Raw genomic sequence first — 21,548 nt, 5'->3', positions numbered from 1 at the left:
TGTATTTTTGTAACCATAGAACCACTCATTAATACAACTTATTTCAAAGTATTGATGATTATATCAAAAAAATGAATTACACAGACAATATTGAGCGTTTAAAAATACTTCTTACCGGTGCTTCAACTGATGTTTCTATATCAAGCGAAAATGAAGCAGAATACAAAAGTTTAAAAAATGAACTTAAACAATCGACCAAGTTTCTTTCTAACCAACCGAGAGAATTTAAAACTTGTGTTACACTTCAAGAATTTAGAAGAGAGATGCAAGCTAAAGGAGGATATGCTGAGCGCAGAAAATATATTAATGAGATATTCTATCCACTAATTTCTGATGAAAATTCTCTAATGGATAGTATAGAAGAAATACAACAAAATGTAAACTTTGGCCATCTAAATCTTTTACCTCAAGATATTCAACAAAAAGGAAGAGAAATGTCGGAAGTTTACTTGTATTTATATTGTATTGAAAATTCATTAAGAAAATTCATTGAAGAGATTATGAAGACAGAAACTGTAAATATTCCAAGAAAAGTACAAGACACAATAGATAAATTAAAAAAGAGCGAACAAGAAAGTAAATATTTACCATTACGAGGTGGTAATGATTTGTTTTATTGTGATTTTATTGAATTAGGTAAAATAATAGTTGGAAATTGGTCAGTCTTTGGAAAGTATTTTCCGAAGCAAAATGAACATTGGCTAAACGTAATGGTTGATGAATTATACAAAATACGTTGTTTGGTTGCTCACAATAGTTATGTTGGAAAAGATGAGCGGGATGCCCTAAAAGTTTATTATAAGAGCATTACTGCTCAATTACAAATATAATCAATAACCCCTCCAAATTGGAGGGGTTATTGATCATTCAAAATTTGTAACATCCTACCAACCTCAATATCCATTCTCGAAAAGGCAAACCATTTCTTGCCCAGGTCTTTGAGTGATGCCCCAATATGATAAAGTTCCGTACTGTCAATAATCAAAAACCGGTCGTGGGCATCTGCAAATAATTTAACTTCAATCTGAGGATATTGGCTGTTGTACCGTTGTACATCCAGCCGTAGGTGATTGCTGATGTTTTTGGTATATACTGTTGCCGTTACATTATTATTCCGTTTACCTAATAAAGTCAACACCGTATCGTCCACATAATTATCCAGCAAGATAATAGAACTTTTGGCACTTCGTATAATATCAGAAACAAAGCTATAAGCATCGAAAATCTGTCCATCATAGAAAATCCCTTTTTCGCTGTGGAGTTTATCGCTTTCCAAAGCCTTAAAAATCTCTTCAAATTTTTGGTCAGCTTCTAATTGTTTCAGTTCAATTTTATCCAGACGATGAAAAAGCGAAGCATTGCTCATTAGCATTCTTCGCATTTCAACAAAAGCATTCATAATCTCAATGCTGACCTTTATAGCTACCGTTGAGCGGAGTACCGAAGCCAGCATTGCAATACCTTGTTCAGTGAAAACGTAGGGCAGATAACGCCTGCCACCATAATTCAAACTTGAGGTCACAAATTGTGACCTCAAGTTGATGGCATCAAATTCCTCCTGTGCCAATTGGAAACGAAAGTTTTCAGGGAAACGACCTGCGTTACGTTTTACTGCCTGATTGAAGACTTTGGTCTCTACCTGATAAATCCTTGCAAGGTCGCTGTCGAGCATCACTTGTTGCCCTCTTACAGTATAGATTTGGTTTTCTATTTCCTTGCTGGTAATGATAAGTTTATTTTCCATCACTTTTTGTAGCTTTTATTTTTATCAAACTCAAAGGAACTTTCGGCATTTTCATTCAACACGATATAAGCATCGAATTTTTTTCCTGCTTTGCTTTTCATTCCTTTGATAAGTGAAGTTTTCTTTTTATTGACAAGATTTTCAATATCGGTTATGCCGATTTGTATACCACACACATTACGGAACTGAACCCAATTACAAGCCTCATCAGTACACTTCACGATTTTATCACGGATAATGAGTTGCTGGCTTTTGCATTTCGGGCAAATGAGTTTTGGCAAGTTGTTTTGGGCAATGGAAGTCTGCAACAGCTCATTGGTAATAGATGAGGCGTAATTTTCCATTTCCTTTTGAAACACCCTTGCATCTGCTTCGTTGTTTTCGATTTTCTGCAATGTGAGTTCCCATTCGGCTGTCATTGCCACGTCTGCAATTTTGCGATTTTTGACTAATTCGTAAACCTGTAATCCTTTCTCAGTTGGTATTAAAGATTTCTTATCTCGTTGGATATAATTTCGAGTAAACAGGGTTTCGATGATGGAGGCCCTTGTAGCGGGAGTGCCGATACCGATGTTTTGCAACGCTTTCCGTTCTTCTTCATTTTCTATTTCTCTTCCAGCACTTTCCATAGCTGATAAAAGTCCTGCTTCGGTATAAAGTACAGGTGGTTTGGTTTTCTTTTCGAGAACGGAAGCTTCTTTTATTTTGAGTTCATCGCCCTTATTTAGTTCAGGTAAATCCTGTACAGGCTCAATATCATCATCGGAGAAATTCCCTTTGATGGAACGCCAACCAGGTTCAATTATCTTACAGCCTTTTGCGGTAAAATCATAATGCAATGACTGTAAAGCAACATCGGTTATCTCCTTGATGCAGGCTTGTGAAAGGGCTTCGAGCAATCGAAAGGCAATCATATCATAAACGGAATTTTCCTTTGCATTCAGTGCTGAAGGAATTTTATCTGTAATCAACAAACCGTGGTGATCGGTAACACGCAAATCGTTCACAATACGTTTATTGAAGCGACCCCATTTCATTTTTGTAATCGCTTGTTTGCAGCTTTCTCTGTCCTGTAAAGCCCTTACAAGATTGGGGATTTCTGCCCACATATCCTCAGGAATATATTTGCTTCCGGTACGTGGATAAGTGATAAACTTCTTTTCATAGAGGCTTTGAGCAATATTTAGGGTTTCGTCAGCAGACAAATTCAGTTTTTTATTGGCTTCTTTCTGCAATCCGGTAAGATCGAATAGCAAAGGCGGTTGTTCCGTAACGCTTTTGGTTTCTACTGATGTAATTGTTGTAGTTTCGTTTCGTTGAATGGCTTTCAGCGTATCAACGGCAAGTTTTTGGTCTTCCCATTTTGTTTTGGAAATACTTTTAAAATCTATCAACTCTTTATTATGCGATAGCTGTATCTGCCAATAATTCTTAACCTTGAAATTCTTGTTTTCCAAATAACGTTTGCATATCAAAGCCAAGGTAGGCGTTTGCACTCTTCCGAGGGAATAGATACCATTTCCTGCGGCAATGCTCAATGCTTGTGTTGCATTAATGCCTACCAACCAATCAGCTCGGCTTCTGCCTTGTGCTGCTTGGTATAATCCGTCAAATTCTTTTCCTTGTTTTAGGTTTTCAAATCCTTGCTTGATGGCTTTTTCGGTCAACGAACTTATCCAAAGCCGTTCAAACGGTTTGTTGCATTTCAGGTATTCGTAGATGTAACGAAATATCAATTCGCCTTCACGGCCTGCATCGGTAGCCACAATAATGCTCTCGCTTTTATTGAAAAGCTGTTCAATAATTTTTAGTTGCTTTAACGCTCCTGTATCGGCTGTATAGCCTTTATCTTTTTTTACTTTGCGAACAGTTAATAAAAAAGAATTGGGTAAAATTGGTAACGCTGTTTTATCAAATCCCGAAATTCCATAATCTTCGGGCATTCCCAACCCTATTAAATGTCCGAATGCCCAGGTAACAAAATAGCCGTTGCCTGTAAGGTAGCCCTCCTTTTTATCAGATGCTCCCAAAAGTCCGGCTATTTCCCTTGCTACGCTTGGTTTTTCTGCAATGATTGTTTTCATACTTTAAGATATTTTTTTGCCTCTGGTTTTTGCTGGAGCTTTGGGCTTTTCCTGTTGTTCCTGCTGTTGTTTGTTTTTCGGTGTTTGTTGACCAGACTTCAAAGGCTCTTTGATATTTTTGGTCGCTTCATTGGTCTTGCCCTCCGAATTGACAGCAGTTTGCGTTTTATGGGCTTCGGTTGGTTTTACTCTTTCCTTGTATTGATTTGGAAATTCAAAATTGGTTTTTCCATTTTCTTTATTGAAAGTGATATAACCTTGATATGGTTGCCCTTTTTTATCTTTCAATCCATCAATGTAGATGGTTTGACCGGCTTTAAAATCCTTATGTTGATCATCGGTCAATTCTTTACCTCTGAATGTTTTTGGAGCTTCCTGAGATTGGTTTTGCTGATTGTTTTGAGTTTGTCCATTGCTTTGGGTTTGCCTGTTAGAATTGTTGCGGTCAAACAGAAACTCCACATATCGCTTGTCTGCATTGAATTGTACTGTTGCCGAAAATTCTGTTCCTTTGGTAGAAATCATACCCTCTAACTTTAGCGGTTTACCCTCCATTAAGGTTTGTTTCTGGGCATCGTCCAATTTCACGCCTTTAATTTCATCTGGAACTTTTATAAAATCCGTCCTCAATGCAATTACATCATTCGTTAGTCTGTCTATACTGATAATGGAAGGCATCAGTTCGCCAGTTTTGGAATTTTTCAAATCTACCACACGCCCCATATTACCAGTTTCGAGCAGGTTCTTTTTGTCTTCATCCGTAAACTTGTGCCCGAAAAATTCAAAATGCAAATTGGGTTCTTTTTTGATGCCGTGTATTCCTACCACAACTTTTCCGTCTTCGGCTTGCTGTAAAGACAAGCGGGCATCTGTACGAAGAATTGTACCACCGAGGTTGACACCAATCGGTAAGAGTTCATTCGTTTTGTAACCTTTCAATAAAGGTTCAAGTAGGTTTCTCTTTTCAAGGTATTCCTTGCTTAATCCGAGATTGGTCATAGTATCCCAATCAATCTGCTCCGGTTTGTAGCGGTATTCGCTTGCTTGCTGTGTTGTTTCTGTTGTTGCCATATTATTTTGATTTACTTGTTTTTTATCCGATTGCTGTTCTATTTTTACTTCGTGCTCTTTCATTATTTTTTCGCCTTCAGGAGTTGGCTTGTCAACCTGCTTTTGCATTTCCTGTGCTTTTTCAACAGCGACAGGTGCAGGCACTTTAAAGAATGAAAAATTGGTAGGGTTCTTTAGCTGGCTGAAAAAATTGGAGAAGAAGTTCGAAAAGAAATCACCACTTTTGTCCACACGCATAAACTGGTTTTGGTTTTTCTTCGTGGGATCAACAGTTTCCATTTTCCCGTTTTCGTCTATACTCTTTACGGCTTGGATTTTCATTTTTTCTTTATCCAGCACCAGCAATATGTCCGATAACTGTTCGGGCATTTCCTGCTTATTTGTTGTTTCTTCACTCATAGTCTGAAAATTTTAAAATTCAATGCCGAATGTAAAGGAAGCCTTCACTGAATTGCATTACTTGGCACTCAAAGGCAGTGTTTGTCACTTATTGACGTTCATCTTAATTGTGGGTGGGTTAAAGCTATCTCTGATGAATTGATGAACATCAGACAATTTGTAATAAAGCTTTCCACTAATAGTATAATAGGGCAGTTTGCCGATGGAGCGATACCGTTGCAGGGAACGGTTGCTGATTTTCAGCATCTGAAGTAAATCCTGGTTATCGAGCAGTTCCTCGCCATCTATGCTATTACGTTTCTTCTGTAAATCATCTATATTATCGCCCAGCATATCAAGACGTCCCATTAAGCGTTCCATCCACGCCAAAAATTCCATTCTGTCAATATTCATAATGATATTTTTAAGGGTTCATACCTATTTTTTATCTGTCTTTAGCTTTCTGCCTTTTTCTATATAGCTTTTACCTTTTGCCATAAGCTCCTGTACAAATTCCTCACTACTCTGTATGGCGTTGGCATTAAGCATATCTTTTATGGATCCCATGGTGTAGAAATATTGACCGTAGATTTTTGAATAACTAATCTCGCCTTTGGTTCTCATACGCCATAAGGTTTTTTCGCTGATATGCAGGTATTGGCATACCTCGTGGTTATTGAGCCACAGGTCATCATAGCTTTTATCTTCCTGTCTTTTCAAATAGTCGGCAATGGCATTGATACGGCTATTTAGCTGTATCCACACGTCTTCTTCGATGGTTATTATTTTCATTGCATAGCTTTTTAAAGTTCACTATGCAAAATTGTGAAAGGTGGCAGTGTTTGTCTGCCAAGCCTTGCCAATTGGTTTGTCTGTTTTTTTAAAATTTTTACAATTAGGGAAAACCCTTGTTTAACAAGGTTTTTATGGGATTTTGGATATTTTGTAATGAAGTTTTGAGAGCATTTGCCAATTGGCAGATATGGGCAAAGAAAAAAGCAGTACGTTTTGGTACTGCTTTCAAACGGTTATTTTTGATATAGCTAAAGGTCTTTATCCATATATTCTTCGAGGGATATTTTGAGTTGGTCTAAAAATGCAGTTCTTGAACCTGCTCTTGTTTTCATTCGGTGGAAAGAATGATGAATATCATTTAAGGGAGTTCGGAATAGCACTTGAAAAATCAAAGCTAATTTTCGGATGCCTATTTTTCCGTATGCAATGGAATTTGAAGCATACAGAGCATATATCAGTTCGATAAGTGCATTTTGAGAATTGGTCCACGAAATATCCTTGTTTGTATCTAAATTTTGTAAAATCGTATCTGGGTTTTCTTCGGGATTGATTTTGCTGAGCATATAAGTATAAAGTAATTCATTGGCAATAATATGTGCTATCTTATTATCATAATACGTTGAGAAACTAAGGTCTATTTCAAATACACCGCTCTTTAAACCATCGTGATAATTGATCTTTCCAAGCTTGAAATAAGTATGGTCACGATCTGTTCTACCAGCACGGTAGTATCTGTAAAAATCTTCATTGCAAATATTTTCTTTATATTCTGATTTGAGGTTTTTTAATAGGTTCTCATAATAGTTTTGATGTATTTTGCCGTTATTGACAGGACAGGTTGTTTCTATGCGGAATACTTTATTGTAGTAAATTAGCTTTCCTAATATTTGCGGTTTAATATTCCTAAAAAATTCAATCTCCTGGTTTTGATCCCTAAATCCGGCTTGTAAGACTTTGGTTTTTATGGCACATAACATTTCGTTGAGGAACAACGTCATTTGATAAGCCTCATCCGCTGTTGGCATCATTTGAGAAGATAGTTTGTCTTCTTGATAATGAATTTGCGATAATATTTTATTCAACACGATTTCCATAGCATAGTCGTTTAGAGGTTCTCACAATTTGTTTCGGAGTTTCATCTATTGTTGATATGTCAAAATTTGGGAATAATATTGAAACTATTATCACAGTTTCTCCCCAGTGGGGAGATTTTATTTGTTATTAAGTAGAAGGAAAGGGTAAAAATAAAGGATAAATAACCAATACTCTTTACCCTTTATTTTTTATATTTGCAATATTGATTTACAAGGTAATCAGGTGAAAACAAGTGCAGTAAGCACCATTACTAAATCGTTACCGATAGAGTTTTTCTCTCTTGTAAACTACTCTTTATTAGTATGCATCCGACGAACCCGTATTGTGTAGTTTGGCATTTTGTCAAGTAAGTTAACCGTTCGGATTCCGGAACTTAATCCAGTTATTTGGAAGCAGTTGATAAAGATCTTTATGCTTATGTGATTGGATCCTTTCAAAGACATCTTTCAGCCATTCTTGTTCATCAATACCGTTCTTCTTACACGTAGCCATAAAGGAGTACATAGCTGCTGTCATTTCTGCTGCCTGGTGGGAACCAGCGAACAAAAATGCTTTTCTTCCGATTGCAAGAGGCCTAATTACGTTCTCCGCGAGGTTATTGTCGATCTCAATCTGACCATGCAATGCATACGCACTCAGTCCTTCCCAGCGAGATAAGCTGTAAGCAATGGCCTGACCCAGTGGACTTTTAGGGATTACGAGTGGGAGCTGTTGTGTCATCCACTCCTTTAATTCCAAAAGAACCGGAACTGACTTTTCCTGTCTTAACTTTGTCTTTTCTTCCCAATCCAGTTGCTCTTCCCGCATTTGTTGTTCGAGAGCGTAGAGAACTTGCATGCGTTCGAGCACGTAAGTAGCTCTTTCCTTATCATATTTAAGAGCGTCTACGAATCGGCGGCGAGAATGAGCCATGCAGTAGACCAAAAGAATGTCAGAATGATTACCAAAAAGCTTTTCGTACACCGAATAGCCATCCACTTGCAGTATACCGGTATATCCCTCCAGCATCTGCCTGGGCCCACTTTGATCGCGACCTTTCCGGTAGTCAAACAGCGTAAGCTTATCACAAGGGGCATTATATATCCACATGTAGCCCTGATGGATCCCATTTTTATGATCTCTATCAAGCACTTTTAGTGGGGATTCGTCTAGCTGTAAATATTTCTGGTTGAGAACCAACAGTTTCAAGAGCTCCCATAAGGGAGCCAGGTGCTGCCAGCCTCGCATAATCCAGTCAGAGGCCGTGGAAGCAGGAACATTTACTCCTAACCGTCTGTATTTGTCTATCTGCCGGTGAAGGGGAAGCCCAAAAACATATTTATCAACAACCATTTGGGCAATAACTGCTTCCGAAGGAATGCCCTTATCTATTACACGGTCTGGAAGAGATGCGGTTATGATGCCCTCACCATTGGCACGGGCATATTTGTAACGGATATAACGCTTCACAAAAAACTCAGCAGGAATCAGGTCTAACACCTCAGTGACCTCTTCTCCGATTATAGTGCAGCCGGTAACGTCTTCGGTAGGTTCAATGATGATGATCTCACGGCGTAAGTTCTCAGGAAGCAGCATTCTCCCCGTTCCCTTTTCACGTTTTTTAGCGGGAGTTTTTTCCTTTACAACTTCAACTGCTTGCTCAGAAAGCTCCTCTTGTTGCTGCTGGTCGGTTCCTAGCTCAAACAGGTCAATCTGTTTTATATCTGTGTGTATGCTGGCAAGTTTTTCGTTCTTTTTGCCGAATATATACCGCTTGTATTTATCAAGCTCAAAGTTCAAGGCCAGGATCTGCTCATCCTTTTCCGATATTAATTCCAGCGACTTTTTATGTGCAGCAAGCGCTTGTTCATAAAGTAATTTATAGTCCGTCGCCGTGTCTTCCATACCCGAAGATACGGCTTAAAATACGCCCATACAAGCTATTATGGCACTTTTTTCACGAATTTCCCGTCTTGTTTTGTGTGCTGATAACGTTTTCTGAGGCGGACGGAATCCAGCATTACGCCCTGTAAAAGAAGTGTCAGTTGCTGGCTGGTGATGGCTATATTTTCTGACTTTGGCCATTCAAAAGTGCCCTGTTCCAGCTTTTTGACATACATGGCAAACCCGTCCCGGTCCCACTGCAAGAGCCGGATTTGATTAAGTCGTTTACCTAAGAAAACGAAAACATCGCCGCTCGATGGATCAAAGCCTAATTCATTCCGGACCAGACCCGCCAAACTGTATATACCATAGCGCATGTCAGTTGGGCTCCGGTACAGGAAGTACCGGCAACTATTAGATAAGGCCAGCATTTTAAAGAATGAGCTTCCTTATAAATGATGCGTCCAAAGAACCGAATAGCTCTATACGTGCTCCGGATGGAAAAGTTATTGCGGCCAGCGCCTGTTGGTCTGGCGCAATTAATCCTGGTTGCGGAACTGATATCTGACTGAACCCACGGGCCGGTGCCACAGTGGCCACATTCTTGCCGCGGAATTTTTTAACCCAGTAATTGAATTTATGGTACCCCATACCATTCTGATTGCAAAAAGCCTGTTTGCTTATCCCTTGCGTCTGCCACTGATCGTACAGTTCGCGCATTTTTTCTGTCTCATTTTTCATGAAACAAGATTACGAACTACATCCATCTGTTAAAATATGGTTCTATCGGACGCATACCTTTATTAGCCACTTTTGGTTATATTAATCTTTTTGTTAAAAAAAGATCGGAAAATATATACAGATAGAATCGATTTTTAGTGGTTCACTTTCACCCGCTGAAGGTGGGTCACTTTGAGCCGTTGCGCTATGCTCACTTTAATCCGCTGAAGGTGGTATACTATAGCCGTTTTTTGCAGCTAAGACCGTTAATTGTTTTGCTTCGATATTATCTTTTGCTTCTTTGCTGATAGCATACAAGGCATTTTTATCATTGCGATTGATCGTGTGTGTAGCCACTACTAATTTATGCTCTTGATCCACGGCTGCCTGCACATTATAACCCACTTCTACAACAACTCCTCTTACCAATAAGGCTCTCGCATCTGGATCTGTTGTGCTTACTTGTGGTTCTTGGCTTTGAGCCAGCTGATCTTGTAAGGCTTGGTATTTTATCTTATGTTGCTGTAATCGAGCTAGTTTTTCTTGCACATCACCAAGGCTTATCGCTTCATCTTCGGAGGCATCGGTCTGCTCAAATTCTTCTAGCAATGCCTTGCTTTTTTGTGCTATGTAATCCAAGTGGCGTTGGATCTTTTTAGGATTGTAATTATTTTTTTTGCTGTTGTTGCCTCTAATTTTGGTGCCATCTACGGCGATTACTTTTCCGCCTACTAATCCTACATCTTTCAGAAATGAAACAAATAGTTTAAACAGATTTTGTAGCGCCGTCGCATTGATTTTACGAAAGTCGGCTATGGAATGGTAATTGGGATGTAGTCCCTGCAACAACCATTGCAATTCTATATTTCGGATGGCTTCACGCTCAAGCTTTCTGCTGCTGCGAATGCCATTGAGGTAAGCGTAAAGATAGAGTTTGAGAAATAAAGAATCACTAAAAGATGACCGACCTTCTTTCTTTTTATCCGAGGAAGTTAAAGAGCGAACACCTAGTTGCTGAAGATCTAATTTTTCTACAAAAGCATCTATAAATCGGACATCATTATCGGTAGCAATTGCAGCTTCTAAACTAGAGAATGTAAGTTGATGTCTGTCTAAACCATTGATTATAGGCATAAAACCGTGAATTATGAATACCTTATGAATTTATGAAATATTAACTATATTTGAAAGGAGTTTGTGTACTTTTTTCACAGACTGACGTTATAGCCAATTTTAAAACAGACACAGAATGAAGAGAATTTTAACACTATTAGCCTTTTTTCCATTGACCTTGATGGCTCAACAAAGCGACTTTGGTAACTGGTTAATCTATTTTGGCGACAAAAAAATAGACAATCGTTGGAACTGGCATCACGAAGTACAGTACCGAAACTTCAACTTTATTGGGGACACTGAACAATTACTTTTAAGAACAGGTATCGGCTACAACCTAACAGAAAATAATAACAACATTCATCTTGGTTACGGTTTTATTTATAGCGAACCCTACATTGCAGGTACTGAGAATAAGGCTAACTTCAATGAGCACAGAATTTATCAACAGTTCATCACCAGACAGAGTTTTGGTCGAATTTCATTACAACACCGCTATCGTTTTGAACAACGATTTTTTGAAGATGATTTTAGACTTCGGTTAAGATACTTCTTGTCTACAAACATTGCCTTGAATCACAAACAAATGCAGGACAAGACTGTTTATCTTTCGATTTACAATGAAATTTTCGTGAATACAGAGCAAAACTTTTTTGACCGCAATCGATTCTATGGTGGTGTTGGATATAGGTTTTCCAAAACTGTACGAACAGAAATTGGCGTAATGAATCAAACAACTAACAGTGTGTCAAGAAACCAATTGAATCTAATAACATTCGTAAACTTTTAAAAAAACGGAAAAGCCGAACACCGTTTTACAAAGTAGGCAAAATTAAACAATAAACATAATGACAAAAAAGTTTTTAATCATTCCAGGGCTTGCTCTCGCTTTTTTAACAGCTTGTAACAACCCAAAACCGAGTGAGACCTCGGCAAATGAATCAGCAGTGAATCAAGCCAAAGCATTGGTACAAGAAGTGCTAACCAAAGAGCAAAGGGACGCTCTTACTCCAGACCAAATCATTCAGACTTTCAAAGAAGGTAACGAAAGGTTTGTAAATAATGATATTACTGCCAGAGACCATTCGGCACAAGTAAGAAAAACTGCTAGTGGCCAGTTTCCAAAGGCAGTTGTACTTTCTTGCATTGACAGTCGAGTACCTGTTGAAGATGTCTTCGACAGAGGGATTGGAGACATTTTTGTTGGCAGAGTTGCAGGTAATTTTGTAAACGAAGACTTACTTGGAAGTATGGAATTTGGTTGCAAAGTAGCAGGTGCAAAAGTTATTCTTGTACTTGGACACGAACATTGTGGAGCAGTAAAATCTGCCATTGATGATGTAAAGTTGGGCAACATCACTGCAATGTTATCTAAAATTCGTCCAGCAGTTGAGAAAGTTACTTACGAAGGCGACCGTACATCAGGTAATCCAGAGTTCGTGCATCAAGTATGTGAGAGTAATGTAAAAAATACCATCGAACAAATCAGACAAAATAGTCCAATTTTAAAAGAAATGGAAGACAGTGGACAAATCAAAATTGTTGGAGCTGTTTACGATATGGATACTGGTGAAGTAACATTTTTGTAGGAGAAAACTGGCTATAATCGAGTAGACGGCTCCGCCAGAAACTGACGGAGTGCGCCTCTCAACTTAGCGAAGCGATATCTTGAAATACCTATAAAAAATAAACACTTATTTCAAACACCACCGAGCGTACGGGTCACGTACTCGGCGGTTCGCAAAGAGATGGGTTAAGCTGTAAATGTAATTCGGTTAAGGAAATATAACCTCTTTTCTTCAAGCGTTGTAAAGTAATGGTAGTGCCTAAAATAGGACTTTTTGCTATTGCCCAACCACCTTTTCTCGTTCTGCTCCAAGCGTAGGCATGGTCTTGGTCTACACCTAATCGAATCAGGTTTTTCCTTTTCCTTTCGGGTTTTTTCCAATGATGCCAAATGCAGTAGCGCAGTCGGTTTCGTAGCCAACCGTCTAAATCGCTTAATTTACCTAAAATACTTGTGCCTTGAAAATAGTTTAACCATCCTCGTTGCACTTCTTTTATCTTGGCAATACGCTCTTCAAAGGTGGCAGGTGTAGTTTTTCGAGTGATTGTTTTAAGTCGTTCTTTTAGTTTCTTCCATGCTTTTTCCGATACAATGAGTTGGTATTGATTCTTGCTTCCTTTCTCGTACGTAGACACAAATCCAAAACCCAAAATTGTGAAGTTGATTGGTTTTCTAATCCCGCTCTTTTCTTCATTTATAGTTAATTTGAGTTTGTTTTTCAGAAACTTTTCAATTACCACTCTAGTAGCTTTGGCTTGATTGTGGCTTTTGCAATAGATACTAAAATCATCCGCATAACGCACAAATTTATGTCCTCTTCGAGTCATTTCCTTATCCAATTGATGCAGTAGAATGTTCGACAATAATGGACTTAAAGGACTTCCTTGCGGAACGCCTTTTCTTCTCTTTTGTAGCTTTCCGTTGATTTTAATCGGTGCTCTGAGCCATTTGCGTATCAGTTGCATCGTAGCTTTGCATTTCACTTTTTTGTAGATTAAATTCAGTAATAAACAATGGTCAACTTCATCAAAGAAGTTTTTCAGGTCAATATCCACAATGTGGTTTAATCCTGAATGGATGTAATCCCGAGATTGTCCAACGGCTTGTCGGGCGTTCTTGTGTGGTCTAAATCCATAGCTGTAATTACTAAATTCGGGTTCAAAAAGTGGTGCAAGGTTTTGTGCTACAGCTTGTTGCAAGACACGCTCTGTAGTGGTGGGAACGCCCAATAATCGGGTTTTCCCATTTCCTTTCGGAATTTCAATACCTAAAATGGGTTGTACTTGATAGTTGCCTTGTTTGATTGCTTCAATCAGTTGTAGTTTCTTTTCTGAAAACACCTTGCGGAGTTCTCGGATAGAAACACCATCAACACCCGCACTGCCTTTATTGGCAATCACGTGTTCCAATGCTTTGTGAAGATGAAACGGTTGTACTACTCTTGTTATCATTTTAGCTTGTTTTAACCTGTTTTCGTTAAGTAAGGCTATCCGCCTTGGCGAGATTCCGTTACTTATTGAAAACCTCTTTACGTTCAGTCCTTCCTTGTTTGTGAGTCCTATGCAGTTTCTATTTACACCTCGTTTGCCTTCAAGTACTATGACCTCTGCTGACTTCTTGGCTTGATTAACTCGTAATCGCCAAGACCTCCCCTGGTAAATGCTTTTTCCTTCAGTCTATCACCGGTACATCTACATAACAATAATCTGATTTAATAGCATGTTCAGAACACTGTTTTGGACTTCGTATTGCTGTGGATACTCATCCTTATTGCTATGCCTCTTATGTACTTTCTGTTCGTCGGTACAGACTTTTGCCGTTTCGCTTCCTTCACTGCATATCTCACGATAAACCAGCTTGCGACGTGCTAACGATTCGGGATTTCAATCCGCTCGTAAGGAACTTGCACCCTCTGGAAAAATAACACCCCGAAAACTTGGTTCGTAAAACTAAATTTGTATTTTTGAACTATTTGAAAAGCTTTCGGGGTGTGTCCTGCATATGCAGGGCACACACAGCGGTTTAAAAATATGGCTGGCTTCGGGAATTTTTGAAATGGCGAAGTTGTTTAATTTAAATATTTGCAATGGCTTGGTGTTGGTGCAACGCCACTGAAAGCAAGCCACAAAACGTTACCCAACATAATAAAGAAATGGACAGCGTATAAATAAAACTATAAATTAAGTATTTTTGAGAAACACTAAAAAAACACAATTATGGGAAAAGTTTTGAAAATAAGCATCTTTCTAGCATTCTTTTCGATTACATTTTTTTCTTGCAGCGATGTAAGCAAAAAAGTTGACGAAAAGATGGAACAGTTACTAAAAAAAACAGAATCATTAGACTCATTGCTAAACCAAGAGGTCGATAAAGTTCTAACTCTCGATTCGCTAATCGATAAAGAACATCAAAAGGTAATAAAACTTGATTCACTTATACAGAAATCATCCACTAAACTTGATTCTGTAGTTAATAAAGTTACAAAACCTTTAAGCAAATAATTATTAACCAACTAAATACTAAAAAAATGAAATGTCCAAATTGCAAAGATGTAAATCTGGTTATGACAGACCGTAACGGAATAGAGATTGACTACTGTCCTGAATGCCGAGGTGTTTGGCTTGACCGCGGTGAACTTGATAAAATCATTGAACGGACAACTCAAAATCTTAAAATCCCACAAGACGATATGTTTCATGGCAAGCAATATCATTCAAGGGACAATGATTATCGTTACAAAAAAAAGAAAGGACTCTTAGGAGAGCTTTTTGACTTTTAAAAGTAATTCTATTGAATCTGTTTGGAAATAATTTATTTTTATGTCACAAGAGTTGCAAGTTAAAAATAGAGAATTAGTTGTCTTTTTGAAAAAAGATGATTTTTTTGACAATACATTATTAGAAAAAGTAAAAAAAATAATTAGTAAAATACCTGACAGAAATCTGACATTATCTGAAATAATAAACCTATTAGGAAACGACGGTTTATTAATATTTGCATCAATATTATCTATAATATTTCTAATTCCAGTGTCAATACCTGGTATTAGTACTGTTTTTGGAGGCATAATTTTTTTTATAGGAATAAGTAATTTCTTAAATAAAAGTTTGTGGTTACCTTCTTCTATAAAAAACAAGTCATTCCCATCGGAAAAGTTACGCACTGCTTTAAACAAAGGGTTAAAGTGGTTTTATTTTTTAGAAAAAATAAGCAAGCCGCATCGTTTTAGACTCATAACATGTAACAAAATTGCAAATAAAATCAATGGTTTTTTGATTTTGTTTGGTTCTATTTTGCTAATGATACCTTTAGGACTAATGCCCTTTAGTAATACTTTGCCGGCATTAATTATTCTTTTTCTATCAATAGGAATTATTCAGAAAGACGGAATTATAATTCTTCTTGGATATTTTTCCGTTTTGGGAGCTTTTATATATTTTGGATTATTTTTTTCGACTATAATTTTAGCTTTTAAAAAAATAGTTGAAAGCATTACAATGTGAATTTTTATTAACAAACTTATTTGTTCTCAAAGATGGTAAAAAACGAAAGCGGGAAATGGCATGTCATTGACTATAAAGAGGTTCTTGAAAATTTTGAGAGTTCATTACAAGGGCTTGAATTAGAAGAAGTAGAAACAAGACGTCAAAAGTACGGAGCAAACGAACTTAAACGTAAAAATAAAGATGGCATTTTAAAAGTGCTTTGGCGGCAAATTAACAATCCATTGATTTGGGTTTTAATTGGTTCAAGCACGTTGGCTACCGCATTGGGTAAAATTACCGATGGAATGGTAGTGCTTGCCGTAGTGGTAGTAAACTCAATTATTGGCTTTATTCAGGAATACAAAGCAGGTAAAGCCATTGAAGCTCTAAGTAACATGGTTCCCGAAAATGCTACAGTAATTCGAAATGGCAATATAATAACCATACCTGTTTCTGAGATTGTTCCCGGCGATATTGTTCAGGTGGCTGCCGGCGACCGCATCCCTGCCGACATGAGGATAATACAGCAAAAAAACCTACAAGTAGAAGAAGCTGCTTTAACAGGAGAATCGGTGCCGTCTCAAAAAACTACCGAAGCTGTAACTCCCGATGCTGTAATTGGCGACAGAAAATGTATGGTATATAGTGGCACTTTAGTAGTTTCAGGCACTGCTACGGCAGTGGTTGTAAAAACGGGTATGGATACCGAACTTGGTAAAATATCCGATATGCTTAACGAAACCGTTGATTTAGATACGCCATTAACAAAAAAGTTAGGTGTTATTGGCAAATACTTAACCATTGGTATTGTTGCTATCACTGCAATTATTATGTTTATTGGAACATACCGTGCATTGGGGCAAGGGGTATTATTGTTCGATGCACTTAAAGAAAGCTTAATTTTTGCAATAGCTTTGGCAGTTGGTGCTATCCCTGAAGGTCTCCCGGCTGTTGTTACCATTTCCCTTGCCATTGGGGTACAACGTATGGCAAAACGAAACGCCATTATTCGTAAACTTCCTGCGGTTGAAACTTTAGGAAGTACAACTGTTATTTGCTCTGATAAAACTGGAACACTTACACGAAACGAAATGACTGTAAGTGAATTGTGGAACTATAACTATAGCATACAAGTAACAGGTGTTGGTTATCATAAAGCTGGTGTTTTCAAACAAAACAATGCTGAACTAGCAGCTTTACCCGAAGATATGTTGCTTTTGCTTAAAAAAGCTGTGCTTTGTAGTGATGCAAATGTGCTTTATACCGCAAACGAATACAGTATCTCGGGCGACCCTACCGAGGTTGCTTTGGTCGTTGCAGCTGCAAAAGCGGGGATTTCAATTGATGGTTTACGTCAGGAAATACCAAGAAAAGATGTTGTGCCTTTCGACTCTGAAAAGCAATACATGGCAACCCTTAACGACAATATTATTCTTAAAGGGGCACCAGAGGTTGTGCTAAAACGTTGTTCAACACATGTTGGTGGTGTAAACTTGGATACACAAAAGATTATTTCTCAAATAGAATTGCTTGGTTCGAAAGGGATGCGAGTGCTTGCCATAGCTCAAAAAACTCAAAGTAAAAGTGATGAAATATCGGTAGATGATATTGAAAACGGATTTGAGTTTATCGGCTTGATAGGTATGATTGACCCGCCACGCACCGAAGCAATCGAAGCTATAAAAGCATGTCATAATGCGGGAATAACAGTAAAAATGATTACTGGCGACCACCATGCCACAGCACGTGCTATTGGCATGGAATTAAACCTCTCGGCCAATGGGACTGTTGTAACAGGAGTGGATTTGTCGAAAATGAGCGATGCTGAACTTGATAAAACCATACAATCAACCAATATTTTTGCCCGTGTAGCCCCCGAACACAAACTTCGTTTGGTAAAAGCCTTGCAAAAAGCCAATGATGTTGTTGCAATGACCGGTGATGGCGTAAACGATGCCCCATCGCTCAAGCAATCAAATGTTGGTGTTGCGATGGGAATTACCGGAACTTCTGTGTCGAAAGAATCTGCAGACATTGTACTTGCCGATGATAATTTTTCGAGTATAGCAGCAGCTGTTGAAGAAGGGCGAAGGGTTTACGACAATCTGCTAAAGTCTCTCGCATTCTTGCTTCCAACCAACTTGGGACTTGCATTTATATTGATTTATGGCATTATATTCTTTCCTTTTAATCCTATAACGAAAGAACTATTGCTTCCTATGTTGCCAGTACAATTGTTGTGGATAAACTTGGTTGCAGCCATAGCATTGGCTTTGCCGCTTGCATTCGAAGTAAAAGAACCTAATGTAATGAACCGTCCCCCTCGTAAACCCGATGAAGCTCTTTTCAACGGATTTGTAACTTTTAGGGTGTTTTTTGTTTCGATACTTATGACAGTTGGAACTATCGTGCTTTTTAGCTGGGAGTACTCTTATTCACTTTCAACCGGAATGGCACAAACAGATGCGTTGGCTCGTTCCCAAAGTATAGCAGTAACATTTATTATATTTTTCCAAATATTTTATTTGATAAACTGTAGGTCTCTGAAAGAATCGGTTTTTAAAATTGGTCTTTTCAGTAATGGCTTTATCTTTTTGGGTATTGGGTCAATAATGCTTCTGCAAGCAATGTTTTTATACACCCCGTTTATGCAAAAAGTGTTTGGAACAGCGTCTCTCGATGGGAAAGGTTTATTTATTTCGTTTGTAGCTGGTTCATTGATTTTTGTTGTAATTAGTATCGAAAAATGGATTCTAAGAGAGTTGTTAAATAAAAAGAAAAAAGAGAGTTAATAATGTTTTAATAATGAATTTAAAAATAAAAAAATGACGTTGGGTAATCGAGTAGACGGCTCCGCCAGAAACTGACGGAGTGCGCCTCTCAACTTAGCGAAGCGATATCTTGAAATACCTATAAAAAATAAACACTTATTTCAAACACCACCGAGCGTACGGGTCACGTACTCGGCGGTTCGCAAAGAGATGGGTTAAGCTGTAAATGTAATTCGGTTAAGGAAATATAACCTCTTTTCTTCAAGCGTTGTAAAGTAATGGTAGTGCCTAAAATAGGACTTTTTGCTATTGCCCAACCACCTTTTCTCGTTCTGCTCCAAGCGTAGGCATGGTCTTGGTCTACACCTAATCGAATCAGGTTTTTCCTTTTCCTTTCGGGTTTTTTCCAATGATGCCAAATGCAGTAGCGCAGTCGGTTTCGTAGCCAACCGTCTAAATCGCTTAATTTACCTAAAATACTTGTGCCTTGAAAATAGTTTAACCATCCTCGTTGCACTTCTTTTATCTTGGCAATACGCTCTTCAAAGGTGGCAGGTGTAGTTTTTCGAGTGATTGTTTTAAGTCGTTCTTTTAGTTTCTTCCATGCTTTTTCCGATACAATGAGTTGGTATTGATTCTTGCTTCCTTTCTCGTACGTAGACACAAATCCAAAACCCAAAATTGTGAAGTTGATTGGTTTTCTAATCCCGCTCTTTTCTTCATTTATAGTTAATTTGAGTTTGTTTTTCAGAAACTTTTCAATTACCACTCTAGTAGCTTTGGCTTGATTGTGGCTTTTGCAATAGATACTAAAATCATCCGCATAACGCACAAATTTATGTCCTCTTCGAGTCATTTCCTTATCCAATTGATGCAGTAGAATGTTCGACAATAATGGACTTAAAGGACTTCCTTGCGGAACGCCTTTTCTTCTCTTTTGTAGCTTTCCGTTGATTTTAATCGGTGCTCTGAGCCATTTGCGTATCAGTTGCATCGTAGCTTTGCATTTCACTTTTTTGTAGATTAAATTCAGTAATAAACAATGGTCAACTTCATCAAAGAAGTTTTTCAGGTCAATACACCAACAGCAATCCGGAGAAGAAATATGGAGGCGAAATCATTCTAATCGGTAAAAATATTTTCCAAGACGGGGCGGTGGAGGTTCACGCCCATTTCACGGAAAACAACGCAAAACTTATTCCTGGTCTTTATATGAATGCCGAAGTTCCCATACCCGAAATCAAAGCATTAGCAATTCCGGAGGAAAGCGTTGTGACTTTTGAAGGAAAACATTATGTCTTTGAAGTACTGGAAAAGAACAGTTTCAGAATGACAGCAGTAGAAATCGGTTCCTCTGGAGATGGCTGGATAGAGATTGTCAATGAAAACCAATTAAGCGGTAAAAAAATCGCCCAAAAAGGAGCCTATACATTGTTAATGGCATTGAAAAATAAAGCAGAAGATTAAGATGAAACCTATATTGTTATTGATTACTTTCTTGTATGCGTTGAGCTTAAAAGCTCAAACAGTAGGCAAAGACACATTAAGCATTGAAGATAAAGCGTATAAATTTTCGGCAAAGAAACTGATCGTTCCTTCTGTTTTGATTTCATACGGAGCATTGAGTTTGATGTCTGATGATTTAAAGTCATTGAACCAGTCCACACGCTACGAAACACGGGAACATATCATTGCCGGAGCAACCATAGACAATTATATGCAATATGCTCCGGCAGCAGCGGTATATGGACTTAATCTTGCCGGAGTTAAAGGAAAACATAATTTTAAAGATAGAACCATTATCTATGCTACGTCTCAATTAATCTCTGCAGCATTGGTATTGCCCACAAAACAATTCGTAGGCGAAGAACGCCCCGATGGTTCCAATAATTTTTCTTTCCCTTCCGGACATACGGCTACGGCTTTCTCATCAGCCCATTTTATGTTCAGGGAATATAAGGACAGTAATTTCTGACTTAGCATATCAGGGTATCCTCTGGCAGCTATGACAGGAATATACAGGGTGTTCAACGATAAGCATTGGGTCGGTGATATTGTTGCGGGGGCAGGTATTGGTATCTTGTCCACCGAGATTGCCTATTGGCTGTTTCCTCTCACATCGAAATGGTTTTCGTCGAAAGAAGAAAGGGAAGCATTGTCTGTTGTTCCTTTCTATCAATCCAAAACTGTTGGACTTACAATTATTAAAACATTTTAAAACAATGAAAACAATTATTAAGAAAGAGTTTACTGTAACTCATAGAATATTGCACTGGTCATTGGGACTTCTGATGACCGTACTGTTCATCACCGGATTTTTAAGAATGCAATGGATGGGTAGAAAGCCCATTGTTGCGGTCATCGAGCAGGATGCTCCCGGAGTGATGACGTAGGAACAGACAATGACTATAGTTAATGATATTCTTAATCCTATGTGGCAATGGCACGAATACGCATCGTATGTCATCATTTTCATCTTCTTAATGAGGATTGCTTATATGTTGATGAAAGGAGTTCGTTTCCCCAATCCTTTTATCGGAACACAGTCCATAAAAGAACGTCTGCAAGGGATGACATATATATTATTTTATGTGTTTGCCATTATTGCCGGTATCACCGGATTTTATCTCAAATGGGGTAACGGGGAATGGAAAGAGCCTATGGAAACCGTACATAAGCTGGCGATATACTGGTTTCCGATTTTTATATTGGTACACATTACAGGAATTGTTATAGCAGAATTAACAGGCAAAAAGGGAATAACGTCAAAAATGATTGGCGGAGATTAAATAGATAATTCATAAAAAAAATAATTGGTAACCTACTAATTTAGTTATTCCAAAAGCAGTTTCAATACTTGAA

The 21,548-nt window shown here is 38.1% G+C and carries 24 protein-coding genes; 12 read left to right on the top strand and 12 right to left on the bottom strand.

All coding sequences use genetic code 11. The annotated features are described in order from the left end of the window. Positions 1-71 precede the first annotated feature (71 nt). Positions 72-830 (top strand): Swt1 family HEPN domain-containing protein, encoded by a 759-nt coding sequence (locus AAGV28_RS12520; RefSeq protein WP_041516057.1) that lies wholly within the window; start codon positions 72-74, stop codon positions 828-830. A gap of 26 nt (positions 831-856) precedes the next feature. Here the strand turns inward: AAGV28_RS12520 and AAGV28_RS12515 are convergent, their stop codons facing one another. From AAGV28_RS12515 to AAGV28_RS12470, 10 genes are all read right to left on the bottom strand, one after another. Next, a complete protein-coding gene (locus AAGV28_RS12515) occupies positions 857-1,744 on the bottom strand; it encodes an ORF6N domain-containing protein (protein WP_041516058.1) in 888 nt (295 codons plus the stop codon). After that, the gene (locus AAGV28_RS12510) at positions 1,744-3,828 is read right to left on the bottom strand and encodes a type IA DNA topoisomerase (protein ID WP_037441084.1); all 2,085 of its coding nucleotides are present in this window, start codon (positions 3,826-3,828) and stop codon (positions 1,744-1,746) included. The genes AAGV28_RS12515 and AAGV28_RS12510 overlap by 1 nt, the downstream gene beginning before the upstream one ends. 3 nt (positions 3,829-3,831) lie before the next feature. Further along, entirely contained in the window at positions 3,832-5,298 is a 1,467-nt protein-coding gene (locus tag AAGV28_RS12505) for a DUF3945 domain-containing protein (RefSeq protein WP_034871391.1), read from the bottom strand. Positions 5,299-5,382: 84 nt separating this feature from the next. Next, positions 5,383-5,691, bottom strand: coding sequence for a helix-turn-helix domain-containing protein (locus AAGV28_RS12500; RefSeq protein WP_034871390.1), 309 nt, complete (start codon positions 5,689-5,691; stop codon positions 5,383-5,385). A gap of 24 nt (positions 5,692-5,715) precedes the next feature. Beyond that, on the bottom strand, positions 5,716-6,069 hold the full coding sequence (locus tag AAGV28_RS12495) for a helix-turn-helix domain-containing protein (RefSeq protein WP_034871389.1): 354 nt from the start codon (positions 6,067-6,069) through the stop codon (positions 5,716-5,718). A gap of 251 nt (positions 6,070-6,320) precedes the next feature. Further along, a complete protein-coding gene (locus AAGV28_RS12490) occupies positions 6,321-7,166 on the bottom strand; it encodes an RteC domain-containing protein (protein ID WP_373407133.1) in 846 nt (281 codons plus the stop codon). A gap of 352 nt (positions 7,167-7,518) precedes the next feature. Next, on the bottom strand, positions 7,519-9,051 hold the full coding sequence (tnpC, locus tag AAGV28_RS12485; protein WP_373407132.1) for an IS66 family transposase: 1,533 nt from the start codon (positions 9,049-9,051) through the stop codon (positions 7,519-7,521). Between the two features lie 38 nt (positions 9,052-9,089). Then, positions 9,090-9,461 carry an IS66 family insertion sequence element accessory protein TnpB gene (gene tnpB, locus AAGV28_RS12480; RefSeq protein WP_373407131.1) on the bottom strand — a complete coding sequence of 124 codons (372 nt, stop codon included), beginning with the start codon at positions 9,459-9,461 and terminating at the stop codon, positions 9,090-9,092. Between the two features lies 1 nt (position 9,462). Beyond that, on the bottom strand, positions 9,463-9,771 hold the full coding sequence (tnpA, locus tag AAGV28_RS12475) for an IS66 family insertion sequence element accessory protein TnpA (RefSeq protein ID WP_373407130.1): 309 nt from the start codon (positions 9,769-9,771) through the stop codon (positions 9,463-9,465). 195 nt (positions 9,772-9,966) lie between these two features. Next, positions 9,967-10,884 (bottom strand): transposase, encoded by a 918-nt coding sequence (locus AAGV28_RS12470; RefSeq protein WP_136878593.1) that lies wholly within the window; start codon positions 10,882-10,884, stop codon positions 9,967-9,969. 115 nt (positions 10,885-10,999) lie between these two features. Here AAGV28_RS12470 and AAGV28_RS12465 point away from each other — a divergent pair, with 115 nt between their 5' ends. Together AAGV28_RS12465 and AAGV28_RS12460 are read left to right on the top strand one after the other, a co-directional pair. After that, the gene (locus tag AAGV28_RS12465) at positions 11,000-11,653 is read left to right on the top strand and encodes a DUF2490 domain-containing protein (RefSeq protein WP_136878594.1); all 654 of its coding nucleotides are present in this window, start codon (positions 11,000-11,002) and stop codon (positions 11,651-11,653) included. Between the two features lie 58 nt (positions 11,654-11,711). After that, the gene (locus tag AAGV28_RS12460; protein WP_373407129.1) at positions 11,712-12,452 is read left to right on the top strand and encodes a carbonic anhydrase family protein; all 741 of its coding nucleotides are present in this window, start codon (positions 11,712-11,714) and stop codon (positions 12,450-12,452) included. A gap of 133 nt (positions 12,453-12,585) precedes the next feature. Here the strand turns inward: AAGV28_RS12460 and ltrA are convergent, their stop codons facing one another. Further along, positions 12,586-13,881 carry a group II intron reverse transcriptase/maturase gene (gene ltrA, locus AAGV28_RS12455; protein WP_373407128.1) on the bottom strand — a complete coding sequence of 432 codons (1,296 nt, stop codon included), beginning with the start codon at positions 13,879-13,881 and terminating at the stop codon, positions 12,586-12,588. Positions 13,882-14,646: 765 nt separating this feature from the next. On the opposite strand from ltrA, the gene AAGV28_RS12450 reads away from it, so the two are divergent. Genes AAGV28_RS12450 through AAGV28_RS12435 form a run of 4 tightly spaced genes read left to right on the top strand, consistent with a single transcriptional unit; the run spans position 14,647 to position 18,707 of the window. Then, positions 14,647-14,931, top strand: coding sequence for a hypothetical protein (locus AAGV28_RS12450; RefSeq protein ID WP_068179644.1), 285 nt, complete (start codon positions 14,647-14,649; stop codon positions 14,929-14,931). Between the two features lie 26 nt (positions 14,932-14,957). Further along, positions 14,958-15,209 (top strand): TFIIB-type zinc ribbon-containing protein, encoded by a 252-nt coding sequence (locus AAGV28_RS12445; protein ID WP_068179646.1) that lies wholly within the window; start codon positions 14,958-14,960, stop codon positions 15,207-15,209. Positions 15,210-15,249: 40 nt separating this feature from the next. Beyond that, positions 15,250-15,933, top strand: coding sequence for an exopolysaccharide biosynthesis protein (locus tag AAGV28_RS12440; RefSeq protein WP_136878591.1), 684 nt, complete (start codon positions 15,250-15,252; stop codon positions 15,931-15,933). Between the two features lie 32 nt (positions 15,934-15,965). Beyond that, positions 15,966-18,707 (top strand): cation-translocating P-type ATPase, encoded by a 2,742-nt coding sequence (locus tag AAGV28_RS12435; RefSeq protein ID WP_136878590.1) that lies wholly within the window; start codon positions 15,966-15,968, stop codon positions 18,705-18,707. A gap of 163 nt (positions 18,708-18,870) precedes the next feature. Here the strand turns inward: AAGV28_RS12435 and AAGV28_RS12430 are convergent, their stop codons facing one another. Next, positions 18,871-19,791: a reverse transcriptase domain-containing protein gene (locus AAGV28_RS12430; RefSeq protein ID WP_373407187.1), complete on the bottom strand. Its 921-nt coding sequence runs from the start codon at positions 19,789-19,791 to the stop codon at positions 18,871-18,873. 50 nt (positions 19,792-19,841) lie between these two features. Here AAGV28_RS12430 and AAGV28_RS12425 point away from each other — a divergent pair, with 50 nt between their 5' ends. Genes AAGV28_RS12425 through AAGV28_RS12405 form a run of 5 tightly spaced genes read left to right on the top strand, consistent with a single transcriptional unit; the run spans position 19,842 to position 21,475 of the window. After that, on the top strand, positions 19,842-20,153 hold the full coding sequence (locus tag AAGV28_RS12425) for an efflux RND transporter periplasmic adaptor subunit (protein WP_373407127.1): 312 nt from the start codon (positions 19,842-19,844) through the stop codon (positions 20,151-20,153). Position 20,154: 1 nt separating this feature from the next. Further along, positions 20,155-20,661 (top strand): phosphatase PAP2 family protein, encoded by a 507-nt coding sequence (locus AAGV28_RS12420; RefSeq protein ID WP_373407126.1) that lies wholly within the window; start codon positions 20,155-20,157, stop codon positions 20,659-20,661. A 6-nt stretch (positions 20,662-20,667) separates the two neighbouring features. Next, positions 20,668-20,904 (top strand): phosphatase PAP2 family protein, encoded by a 237-nt coding sequence (locus AAGV28_RS12415; protein WP_373407186.1) that lies wholly within the window; start codon positions 20,668-20,670, stop codon positions 20,902-20,904. Between the two features lie 4 nt (positions 20,905-20,908). After that, positions 20,909-21,079, top strand: a complete 171-nt coding sequence (locus AAGV28_RS12410) for a hypothetical protein (RefSeq protein ID WP_373407125.1) — start codon at positions 20,909-20,911, stop codon at positions 21,077-21,079. A gap of 9 nt (positions 21,080-21,088) precedes the next feature. Then, entirely contained in the window at positions 21,089-21,475 is a 387-nt protein-coding gene (locus AAGV28_RS12405) for a cytochrome b/b6 domain-containing protein (RefSeq protein ID WP_373407124.1), read from the top strand. Positions 21,476-21,548 lie beyond the last annotated feature (73 nt).

It is taken from the genome of Flavobacterium zubiriense, assembly GCF_041729725.1.
Lineage (GTDB): Bacteria > Bacteroidota > Bacteroidia > Flavobacteriales > Flavobacteriaceae > Flavobacterium > Flavobacterium zubiriense.
This window is presented reverse-complemented; position numbering and strand designations above follow the sequence as displayed.